This is a genomic window from Oceanobacillus zhaokaii (genome assembly GCF_003352005.1).
Lineage (GTDB): Bacteria > Bacillota > Bacilli > Bacillales > Amphibacillaceae > Oceanobacillus > Oceanobacillus zhaokaii.
In genome coordinates this window covers 1,925,436-1,936,188 of sequence record NZ_CP024848.1, presented here as the reverse complement: position 1 = coordinate 1,936,188, position 10,753 = coordinate 1,925,436, and the positions used below count along the sequence as shown (strand labels likewise).

Here is a 10,753-nt window from a genome sequence, read left to right as displayed (position 1 = left end):
GCCGTTATGAACCAAACATCTATTTTTTATTTTGGAAATGACAATTTAAAGGTGCTTCCCCTGTCGTTATTTTTTAAAATAGTCAAACTTGCATTATGCCTTTCTAATATCTGTTTTGTAATCAACAAACCTAAACCAGTACCATTTTTTTTCGTCGTAAAAAATGGTTCTCCTAATTTCTCTAATATATCATCCGGAATCCCTGGACCTTCATCCTTTATAAGGATAACTACATTTGTATCTTTAGACTCAGCACTTATTGTAATTTCCCCTGGCCCATCCATTGCCTCGACCGCGTTTTTGACGATATTTATCAAAACCTGTTTAACTTGGGTTCGATCACATAAGATATAATCTGAAATTTTACCTTCTATACCAATTTCGATATTTTTCATCCTCGCGTGCGGCTGAAGTAAACTTACTATATCTTCAATCATACTATTTACAGATTCTATATTTCTATCGTTTGTAACTGGTTTGGATAGAAATAATAACTCAGATGTAATCTTCTCCATTTTTTCGATTTCATCGAGCATAATACTGTAGTACTCATCCTTATGAACGCCAGCCTGCAACAGCTGTAAAAAACCCTTAATTGAAGTTAGCGGGTTTCTTATTTCATGTGCGATTCCGGCAGCTAGCTGACCTGCAACAGACATTTTTTCCGAGCGAATCATTAACTCTTCTACCTGTCGTTGTGCCGAAACATCCTTTAATAATCCGATATAATAAGAAATACCACTAGTATTATCTGTTAATTTCTGGATAGTGCACTCTGTCGTTATATATCCTCCATTTTTATGGAGCAAGTTAATAATAAATTTCTGTATCTGGTTAATATTTCGCTTTAAATGATGTGAAAGATAATCTGCATCTTCTGGATACATTCGATCATACCAAGAAGAACCAATAAGTTCAGACTTACTAATTCCTATTAATCGTTCAATCGCATCAGAGATAAACAGCATTTTACCCTCAAGATTCCATATCGTAATAATTTCATCTCGATTGCTTTCGATCCAGTTGAACATAAAAGCAGGCATTGGTGTGAATTTTTTTAAGTCAGGCTCTTCCTTATCTTTGTTAATATTGGTACGTTGAGACGCAATGCACTGTTCTACATTCTTTGACTTAAATCCTTCAGAATCCATCAAACTCCTCCTTTTTCTACATTTAGCAACCTCTAATTAAGTATATGAAGAATCCGATAAGAATATGAAACTTGTATGTCTTTAAAAAGACTACTATAATTAGTATTGATTAAATTTATTTATTTATCTGATTACATGTATATTACTATAAACGATTGTAAAAATAAATTAAATATTTACCAAAAAGCAACATTTATTAAAAAAATAAAGAAACAGGTGAAATAATGGGAACTTTACTTGTGTTATGGGGATTTTTATTAATTAGCTTAATGGCGATTGGTGGATTTTTCATGTTTCGTAAATTCCTTAAGAAATTACCAAAAGATGATGGAAAGTCCGTAATGGACTGGGAAGAATATTATATAAAAAAAACGTTGCATATGTGGGAAGTTAAGGAGAAGGCATTACTTGAAGAACTAGTAGCACCAGTTCCAGAACTTTTTCGTGATGTTGCTAAACATACAATTGCGAGTAAAATCGGCCATGTAGCGCTCGAAAAGAATCAAAATCGAATAACACAGGAATCGATTATAGAAGGTTATATTATCGCAACACCAAAACGCGATCATAAATTCTTAAGAAAAAAACTCAAAGAAAAAGAAATTGACGTTGCGCCTTATGAGCATCTCTTTACTCTGTCAAAGAGTAACTATCGAGACAATTGGCAATCAAAATATAGGAAAACAAAGGCTTAAGTGACTCACCTAATTACATATAATAAAAAAGAAAAGATATGCAGTGGAATTCTCTGCATATCTTTTCTTTTTTATTACTTCCCGCATTTCTGCACATTAAACTGGCTCTCCCGCATTGCTCTTTTTCTTTTTTATCTGGGAGTATTGATAAAGCATGACAATTCTCCAGGTCACTATCATTCCTAATGCTAAAAGGAAGAACATGCCACTTGTTTCACCTAATGAAATATAGCTTCCGATAATTAACTTAATAATAATTCGTATGATTAGTAGACTGAATAGAATAAATGGGAATGCTCTCGAAGGAACTAAGTATATTTCTCCATCTCGCATTTCGAACTTTGATGTTTTAATTAAAAATATAGAAAAAATGATTCCGACACCTAGTGCTTCAAGCACCTGGATCCAACCGACTTGAAATACAGGGATTAAAAACATAAACGCACCAGTACTCATCATTATTGGTGGAAGAATGATTTTCTTCACAGATGCAGGCTTTTTTGCTGCTCGTAAACGAATAAATATCATGAGAGTTGCCATCATAGCTGCAACCATTGTACTTGCAATTACCCAGAACATGGATATCACTCTTTCTGATGCCTTTTAATAGAATAAAACTATAGAAAAATACTAGTCGATTGTGTTCAATACACGACTTATTGTAGCTAATACATTACGCTCATCAAACGGTTTCACAATAAAATCCTTTGCACCTGCCTCAATCGCCTCAACGACTACCTTTTGTTGCCCCATCGCTGAGCAGACAATAATATTTGCATCTGGATCTAATCTCATTATTTCTTTGATTGCATCAATCCCATTTACAACAGGCATTGTAATATCCATCGTTATTAATTCTGGACGTAATTCTTTAAAAAGTTTAATAGCCTCTTCACCATTTACCGCTTCACCTATGATTTCATGTGTATTTTTACTTAGCATCGCCTGAAGTGTAAGTCTCATGAATTTAGCATCATCGGCTATTAGTATTTTTGCCATTAAAGTTTCCTCCTAATTGGTTCACTTCATGTAGCGACTCTAACATTCTTCTTTCGAAAAAAATGGAAGAGATTGAACGATAATTAAAAACCCGAGAATCCAAACCACCCAGCTAAGAATGCAGTTAATTTAGTCATCCAGTCAAAAAAGAGGGCAATACCCATAAATATCATAACATATCCACCAATTTTTACTATACGTGTACTATATTTTTTAACCCAAGTAAATTTCCCGATGAAAAACGATAGTAAAAGAAATGGAATTGAAAACCCTAGAACATAAGAAATCATCATGACCATCCCCGCACTAGGATCTGTCGCAGCAAGCGATAGTACAATCGCGAGAATTGGACCAGTACATGGTGTCCATCCCAATGAAAATGCCATCCCAATAATAAATGAACCGATAAATCCAGCTGGACGATTTTTAAAATGGATTTTCTTATCTTTCATTAAAAACTCAAAATTAAAGATTCCTACAACTACAAGTCCAAAGAAAACAATTAAGATAGCCCCAATTTGTCTAATAACATCTTGATAGGTTAATAAAAATTCAGAAATATAGGTTGTAGTGAAGCCGATCATTACAAAAATACTCGAGAATCCAAGTAAGAAAAACAGTGTATGTAATAATGCTTTTTTATTTAATCTTTTATTTTCCTCTTTGACTTCGCTTACACTCATTCCAGTTATATAAGATAAGAACACTGGATAGAGCGGCAATACACAAGGTGATACAAATGATAAAAATCCTGCTCCAAACGCAAGAAATACATTAATTTCAGACAAAAAAACTCCCCCTTATCGTGACCCCACTTCCATTATTTTAACAGAAGTAACCAATTTTATTACTAATAAATTCGACAAAAGGTTGAATTCATTAAAATGCTTCATAATTAAATATTTATGATACCTTCCTATAATAATTATTCCAAAGTTTTATAAAGTAATGTACACAATAAAGTTTACAAGTGTACATTATTAAGAACAATACTACTTTTCAATAAAAGTTGATATCCTAATGCAAGATATTCAAACTAACACCTTACTATTAGATCCTCTTTTTTATATATCGCAAAAAAAGCTGTATACCAAGTAAATGATATGCACCCTATTAACGTAATTTAATCTATTTCAATACTTTGTAAAACCAGCCTTTAGATTTTAACCAAGTCTCAAATTTCTTTTGGTTTGCAGCATTAAGTCCCCCAGTTGTAATGACGGTACTCTTACCACCTTGTGTATGATGTCCAATACCATTTTTGTTGATGCAGGTATTCGGCAACAACTTTTAAATTAGTTGGTGTGTACCCACCTGTTTGGATTCAAACATTATTATTTTTAGTCAATTTGTCCGTATCTAATGGTTCGTTATTAATCTCGAGAATATAAAAATCCTTCTTCCCTATATATAATCTCTCTTATACTCTTCATCCTTCGGGTGATTACAAACATTTAGGGAATAAGTACATTTATTAAAAGTAGATACAGCAGTCTATTCAACGTTTAAAAAAGTAGCATATTTATACTAACGTAAGTAAAAGAGCGAAGGAGGATGCTAGATGTCAACTTTTAGAAGCAAACACGATCGACGTCGTGATGATGACTGTGATCATGACCGTGATCATAAACATGACCACAAACGTGATCATAAACGTGACCACAAACGCGATCATAAACGTGACCACAAACGCGATCATAAACGTGACCACAAACGCGATCATAAACGTGACCACAAACGCGATCATAAACGTGACCACAAACGTGATCATGATCATGATCGTAATCGTGACCGTGATCGTGATCGTGACCGTGATCGTGACCGTGATCGTAGAAGGTTCTTTGATGTGGATGATGTATTTATCTGCGCTGATGAAGTTATTATTAGAGATCATAACAGTAGACACAGGGACGACTGGTAAGCCCTTTATATTAGCTTGTAGAGAATTTTTCTCTACAGGCTTTTTCATTACTGAGTCCTACTATAGTAGAAAATGGACACATAATCTTCGTATCGTTCTATCATCCATACACAAACTAGACTAATTTTTGGTGGTATAGCTAAAGATTATTAAATGACTTACAATTTGTTATAAGAATAATAAAATCAAAAGAAAAAGGTGAACTTAATGAAAGAGGATATAACTGAAGATATTTATTAAAAAAATTAACCAAAATATTTCTAAAAACACGAAAAAACCACTCCTTCTGCTCTATTTTTTCTACAGAAAAAGTGGTTTTAAAAAAAATTAACCAAACGAGTTCTTTACTATGTGATATTGTATAACCAATACCCTTCAGACTCTTATGTATCAGCTATTTTTTATCAGTTTGATTATTCATCGCACGCATCATTTGATTAATTTTCTTTTGCGATGGCTTTTGACCCATTTGCATCATAAGTGTACGAAGCATTTGCTCATTAATTGGTGGATTCTTTTTCATATAGTTCATCATGTATTTTCTCGCTAAGAAAAATCCAAGAGCAACACCAGCAATTAATGAAAAGGAAGTTTCACAACCACCTTTTCTGCTAAGTAAAATATACCAAAAAAACATGATAATTGCAAATTTGTGGTTTATTTTTTCTTTTATTATATAAGTGCTTTAAATTAAAAAGTAGACTTAATATAAAAGGAAGCATGAAAGCCTCTATGACATTGAATTAATAAAATATAGAATTAAATAATTCCTAAATCCCCCCTTTTCGTAACTTTGTACGATTGTAGTTATGAAGGGAGGGAAAAAAATGGATGCAAAGATAAATATCTTGAGGATATTTATATGTAAGAGAAAAAACAGGAGCAACTAGAATACCACATTGAGGATTTACACAATCATGATGATCTGACTGATTCACTTGTGGGAGAATTAATGAAGTGTATGACTTTGATTTGGCTAGAGAAGTTTGGAGAGATTTTAGATTATAAAAAGCCCTTAACCAAAACCTTATCAAGACCTAAATTTAAAGGAGGTTGGAAAATTAAAGGACATAACATATTAGTCATATAAAATATGTTATGTCCTTTCTACTTCAACTAAAGCACCAGTTTTTATCATCAAAAATGCCGAATACAACTGCCAATGTAATTATTATTGGAAACCAAAAGACCAATCCATTTTATAACCTTTTACTTCTATAAACTGAATATAAATTTCACTAACCTTCCCCGTTAGTTCGAGAACCTTTTAATTCAATATTAACATAATATTCTAAACGATTTTCAAAAAGAAAAAAGACAACCGTTTCGATGATCGCCTTGTTTAACTCTTGCACCAGTTAGTTTAAGTGTGTTTATTCACAAACTTATCCTTTTTACAGTTCATTTATTACAGGAATGCTGTATTGTTTGTAAAAAAGCGACAGCTCTTATTTGCAATCGCCCTCGTTAGTTCTAATTTGATTAGCCACCTTACCAAATGTTCCCTATTAGGCGAATTATCATTCTTGGTATAAACATTAAGATGTTCCAAACCACTTCAAATATAAACTCAATTAGGGTATCTTTAAAAAAGCCGTCTCTATTTCTTTTTTTATTTTTCATCTTCTAACTCCCAATTAATTAATCGTTGTTTAACTATTCTGACTCGGAATAAGAATTTCATCCTTTAAATAAATTCTACTTTTATTTTCTATTTCCTTCTTCAGCTCTGCCCCATTAGTTAAAAAAAGACCGCCGTATAGACGATCTGCTTATTGTGTTAAAGCACCCGTTAGCAACAAAAGGTTTAACATTTAAACCCCATAACTAAGAATAAGAAAACTTCCTACCCATAATACAATATTTGAAGAGATTATAGCACTTTATTTCCTCTATAAAGGAGAATTTCTTTTGATTAATTATCAAAAAGCATTAGATATGCAAAAAAATTAGGTGTGTCTTGTTTAACATGAGATGTGTCGATTCCACGTTCGATAAGCATATCCACTTTTAGTTCTTCGCAATTGGAGGTTATTTCATTTAACTGGGATTCAATAATGACAAGTATTCTTTCATTACCAGAGTTAATCTTCATATGATTGTAGTAATAATCACTTTTTTCATTTTTTACTACTTCATACGAAATGAAATTTAAGTTATCCAAGTTAGATATTATAGGGTCGTTTTTGTGTGCATGAGTATAGTTAAGAATTGTCATTTTCAAGAAAATAATTTCGGATTCAGATAATTCTGTTTCGACAAGATCTAATTTTTTTTGAAATGCGGAGATAACGTCATTAACTGATTGTAACGGTCGAATCTTATGGGAATATTGCTGTTTCAAATATGCTTTGTACTCATTATGATCCACTTAATCACCTCAACAAAAAGATATGTCATAAGACATTGTAAAAATAATTGCTATTAAATTAAACTGCCCCGTTAGCTCAAGAGCCTAAGGTAATAATATCATAATTTTCTGTAAGTGTAGATTAAAGAAAAAGATCGTACTAGACGACCTTCTTGTTTAACTATCACACCAGTTATTAAAAAGTAACTCATTCCAACCAAAGAACTATTATTTAATTTGAACCTGAAGGTTTTTGAAGCAGAGATTGTTCCCCTTTCGTATTTTCTACAATAATAAAATCAGTTTCATTTTTTACAGAATAAATAACGGAATCTTCTTCATAAAAGTTGGATTGATTATTTTCGGGAAAAATATGTGGTTCTACTTTTTTGCTAACCCTACCAATCTCTTCGTCTATTTCGTAATCAATCAAATTTCCATTTGTGCCATTGTATTCAATTCCATTGATAACAACAACCATTGAATAGCTTCCACCTGATGTAGAATCTTGACTACAAGCTGTTAGTACCATAGCAAACATCAATATTATTAATAGTTTCTTCATTAAATTTCTCCCTTTTTTCAAATACTCCTAACACCCCAAAATCTATCGTAATCTCATCTCACTTTTTTCCAATTATATTATACTCGACTAAAAGTTAATCTTTGCTCAAATTATTTAAAGTAATCCCTAATATAATATATAGTTAAACTGAACCTTAATAGATAAAATTCGATTTAAATTAGTTATAATTAAATTATTACAGTTTTTAAAATAATATTAAAGGATGTTGGCTATGAGTGAGTTACTAGTTGCTTTAGATAAAGTCAAACCTGACTTAGTTGATAGGTTTCAATTTCCAGAAGATAATATTCAAGGTTATGGTAGAGTCCCTGTACAGATGGGTACGAAAACTATTTGGGCAGACTTTGTCTTATACTACTATGATAAATTCTATAGAAGAAAAATCTTTTGTGTAATTGAGGTAAAAGACTGTAAGGATTCTGACATAGACTTTGCAGTTCCTCAAGCAGAATCTTATGCCCAGAGATTGAACTCACCATTTTTTTGCTGTACCAATGGCAATATATACAGTTGGTACATGACTGGATCTTTGCAAGGTGATTCTATAAAATTAGAAGATTGCCCCACGTTACCTGCTAAAAGATTTTTAAAAAAATCTAAAATAATAAACGCTACTCCCTATTTATTTGAAGCCATTACCAATTTCGAAACAAATATAAAACTACAAAAAAGAATTTATGAAGATTCAGAGTGGCATAATGACGCAACAAATGAATTACATAACATTCTAACAAGTATAGAAAAAATCAATGATAAGGACTTAGTAATCTTCTCGTTGAAGAAATATACTATGAAATCCAGAGGAAAGACTGAATTATTAAACAATATCAAGAATAATTATGCAAGTTTTAAAAACTTAGTTGCACAGCTTAAAGCTACTAACGTTCCTATTGAAATAAAAATACAGAATACAACGGGTAAAAATTCAAAATATGGCATTGAAAAAGGTGGTCTTTTCTTCATAACACAATTATTATCTGCTCTCTATCCAATGGAATACACTGTTATTGAGCCTAATGTGATTAACGCCATGAAAAGATTCCATATTACTGATATTGACCTAAAAAATGAAACTGCGCAAGATTATTTATATTTCAATCAGATTTGTTTAGATTTATTTCCTTTATTTGAAAATCCCTTTAATTTTAATTTATCATATGTTCATAATTTTTTGTGGCATTATGAAGCAGAGTATTTTCCAAATAAGACTTGGGACTGAAAACAAACATTTTTTCAATTTAATATAAGTAGGAGGTTTATATGAGTGCTTATTTGGAAGAAATCATTAAGGCAACAATACCTGCTGTTTTAGCATTGTTTGGAGTGTATATTACTCAAAGATCAAATTACAAAAACCAAAAAGAAAACTTAGATACACAAACAAGAAACTTACGCCTTAGTTTATTAATAAAATTAAAATCTGACTTATTTTTACAATTCCAAAAAAATCTTGTGGAAACCATTAAAGCCTTAGAATACTTTTACAGTGAAAAGGGTGAGTTTCAAAGAAGACAGATATTGGGATATAAATCTATTAAACCACAGCATGAACCGTTATGGAGACAATATCACTTTAGAGACGTAACAGAAGAGTCTAAGAGGGAATATATTAACTTTTCCTCTACTAAGGTACATGATTTAGAATGAAAAATAGCAGTGATCCGATTAAAATATATCTTAATGAATCTGAAAGAAGCGATGTAGATAAAATTATAAATTTACTGGAAGGGCTAGAACATATAATAACTGGAAATATTAAAAGATTAAAACCTACGGATGACGAACTCGCCTTTTACGCTTTAATAGATGCTGATCAAAATCAGTTCTTTCTTAAGTATAACAAATCTATACAAGACCAATATGAAAAGATAATATCGTTGTTATCTAATCATCTCAAACCTTAAATTCCAATCTAACATCGACTGTTAATATGTTCATACAACTCTTTTCTTAACAATTGAGGACGGAATTTTTAACTGACTCTCCCTTATATTTTTAACATTTGCTGTAATAGGAATTGACTTAGATAATAGTTAAAGTATATCATAAGAACAAATGTTCCTGATGAGGTGTTTATATTGGATAAATCACTAATTAATCAATACATCGCAATGCCAATGGCTATTACAGTGTTTAAACAAGATAAAAAATCTTTTGAAAGTTTTAAAATGGCTGGGCTATATCTGGATAAACTTGATGTTGTAATGCAACAGATGAAGAAGGATTTTTACGCATTAAAAAAGGATATGATTAGCAAGCATCGTATGGATATTAAATGCATCGATCAATGTACATATATTGTTAACGGTAAAATCATTGAATACAAACCTAAAGAACTACGATTAATGACTGCTGAATTAATGCGGGATTATCTGTATGGAAATAAAGCAACTGAATTTAAAAGTAAACATCGTGTGTGGAAAGAAGAGTAATTTTATAGAAGGATTATGTTAAATGTAGAAATGATTAACTGGGAGGTGATAATAATGAAATGGCAAATGCCACCTAGTACCGAAGATTACAAACTAGTAGCATCATGGAAAGAAAAAGGAAGTACATATCTGACAGTATTTAAAGAGGATGGCACACTTAATATTAACTGGTCATACGTAGAATCTTTAGGAGATGAAAACTTGAAAAGTTATTTATTATCAATGCGTGAAGAAATAGAAAGTGGAATATATCACATTGAATTAACAAATATAGAACTAAATAATCTATAATTTCACACCCCTTTTTGCCTACTTCATTCGATTGTATGGTTAGGAGGGGATTTTATTATGTCTAGAAGATTTGATAATCATTTAACGGGTATTGGAGACTGGAAGGATTGGATAGATTACGAAGAATATGGTGAATCCGAGTGGTCGAAGAAAGGATGCTGGTATAAAGCTTATCTTGATACACCGAGCAAGGAGGAATGTGACAGAATTAGTGCCGAATTGTCTGGTGAGGTTGTTGTTTATAAAATAAAGTAGCCTTCATTTCGAAGGCTACTTTATTTTACCTAAATATTCTTAGCATAATTTTTTGAATCACTTTGATTAATAT

15 protein-coding genes are annotated in these 10,753 nt (G+C 31.6%); 8 read left to right on the top strand and 7 right to left on the bottom strand.

Features of this window, described 5'->3' with window-relative positions:
• Window positions 1–26 precede the first annotated feature (26 nt).
• Window positions 27–1,151 carry an ATP-binding protein gene (locus tag CUC15_RS09785; protein WP_242985982.1) on the bottom strand — a complete coding sequence of 375 codons (1,125 nt, stop codon included), beginning with the start codon at window positions 1,149–1,151 and terminating at the stop codon, window positions 27–29.
• A gap of 224 nt (window positions 1,152–1,375) precedes the next feature.
• On the opposite strand from CUC15_RS09785, the gene CUC15_RS09780 reads away from it, so the two are divergent.
• Window positions 1,376–1,846, top strand: coding sequence for a DUF2621 family protein (locus tag CUC15_RS09780; RefSeq protein ID WP_114916490.1), 471 nt, complete (start codon window positions 1,376–1,378; stop codon window positions 1,844–1,846).
• A 96-nt stretch (window positions 1,847–1,942) separates the two neighbouring features.
• Here CUC15_RS09780 and CUC15_RS09775 read toward each other — a convergent pair whose 3' ends face one another.
• The 3 genes from CUC15_RS09775 to CUC15_RS09765 all read right to left on the bottom strand — a co-directional run bounded on the left by CUC15_RS09775 (window position 1,943) and on the right by CUC15_RS09765 (window position 3,633).
• Complete coding sequence (locus CUC15_RS09775) at window positions 1,943–2,425, bottom strand: CcdC family protein (RefSeq protein ID WP_114916489.1); 483 nt, start codon at window positions 2,423–2,425, stop codon at window positions 1,943–1,945.
• Window positions 2,426–2,476: 51 nt separating this feature from the next.
• Window positions 2,477–2,845, bottom strand: a complete 369-nt coding sequence (locus tag CUC15_RS09770) for a response regulator (RefSeq protein WP_114916488.1) — start codon at window positions 2,843–2,845, stop codon at window positions 2,477–2,479.
• An 83-nt stretch (window positions 2,846–2,928) separates the two neighbouring features.
• Window positions 2,929–3,633, bottom strand: a complete 705-nt coding sequence (locus CUC15_RS09765) for a cytochrome c biogenesis CcdA family protein (RefSeq protein WP_114916487.1) — start codon at window positions 3,631–3,633, stop codon at window positions 2,929–2,931.
• A gap of 773 nt (window positions 3,634–4,406) precedes the next feature.
• Here CUC15_RS09765 and CUC15_RS09760 point away from each other — a divergent pair.
• Complete coding sequence (locus CUC15_RS09760) at window positions 4,407–4,766, top strand: hypothetical protein (RefSeq protein ID WP_114916486.1); 360 nt, start codon at window positions 4,407–4,409, stop codon at window positions 4,764–4,766.
• Window positions 4,767–5,160: 394 nt separating this feature from the next.
• On the opposite strand, the gene CUC15_RS09755 is transcribed toward CUC15_RS09760, so the two are convergent.
• The 3 genes from CUC15_RS09755 to CUC15_RS09745 form a co-directional block, all read right to left on the bottom strand.
• Complete coding sequence (locus CUC15_RS09755; RefSeq protein ID WP_114916485.1) at window positions 5,161–5,403, bottom strand: YneF family protein; 243 nt, start codon at window positions 5,401–5,403, stop codon at window positions 5,161–5,163.
• A gap of 1,278 nt (window positions 5,404–6,681) precedes the next feature.
• Window positions 6,682–7,137 carry a hypothetical protein gene (locus tag CUC15_RS09750; protein ID WP_114916484.1) on the bottom strand — a complete coding sequence of 152 codons (456 nt, stop codon included), beginning with the start codon at window positions 7,135–7,137 and terminating at the stop codon, window positions 6,682–6,684.
• 211 nt (window positions 7,138–7,348) lie between these two features.
• Window positions 7,349–7,681 (bottom strand): hypothetical protein, encoded by a 333-nt coding sequence (locus CUC15_RS09745; RefSeq protein WP_114916483.1) that lies wholly within the window; start codon window positions 7,679–7,681, stop codon window positions 7,349–7,351.
• Between the two features lie 232 nt (window positions 7,682–7,913).
• Here CUC15_RS09745 and CUC15_RS09740 point away from each other — a divergent pair, with 232 nt between their 5' ends.
• The 6 genes from CUC15_RS09740 (at window position 7,914) to CUC15_RS09715 (ending at window position 10,680) form a co-directional block, all read left to right on the top strand.
• Complete coding sequence (locus tag CUC15_RS09740) at window positions 7,914–8,921, top strand: type I restriction enzyme HsdR N-terminal domain-containing protein (protein WP_162800292.1); 1,008 nt, start codon at window positions 7,914–7,916, stop codon at window positions 8,919–8,921.
• Between the two features lie 41 nt (window positions 8,922–8,962).
• A complete protein-coding gene (locus CUC15_RS09735) occupies window positions 8,963–9,349 on the top strand; it encodes a hypothetical protein (RefSeq protein WP_114916481.1) in 387 nt (128 codons plus the stop codon).
• Window positions 9,346–9,606 (top strand): hypothetical protein, encoded by a 261-nt coding sequence (locus tag CUC15_RS09730; RefSeq protein ID WP_114916480.1) that lies wholly within the window; start codon window positions 9,346–9,348, stop codon window positions 9,604–9,606. Before CUC15_RS09735 ends, CUC15_RS09730 begins: the two co-directional genes overlap by 4 nt.
• A 174-nt stretch (window positions 9,607–9,780) precedes the next feature.
• The gene (locus CUC15_RS09725) at window positions 9,781–10,134 is read left to right on the top strand and encodes a YhjD family protein (RefSeq protein ID WP_114916479.1); all 354 of its coding nucleotides are present in this window, start codon (window positions 9,781–9,783) and stop codon (window positions 10,132–10,134) included.
• A gap of 54 nt (window positions 10,135–10,188) precedes the next feature.
• Window positions 10,189–10,425 carry a hypothetical protein gene (locus CUC15_RS09720; RefSeq protein ID WP_114916478.1) on the top strand — a complete coding sequence of 79 codons (237 nt, stop codon included), beginning with the start codon at window positions 10,189–10,191 and terminating at the stop codon, window positions 10,423–10,425.
• 57 nt (window positions 10,426–10,482) lie between these two features.
• Window positions 10,483–10,680 (top strand): hypothetical protein, encoded by a 198-nt coding sequence (locus CUC15_RS09715; RefSeq protein WP_114916477.1) that lies wholly within the window; start codon window positions 10,483–10,485, stop codon window positions 10,678–10,680.
• Window positions 10,681–10,753: the final 73 nt, after the last annotated feature.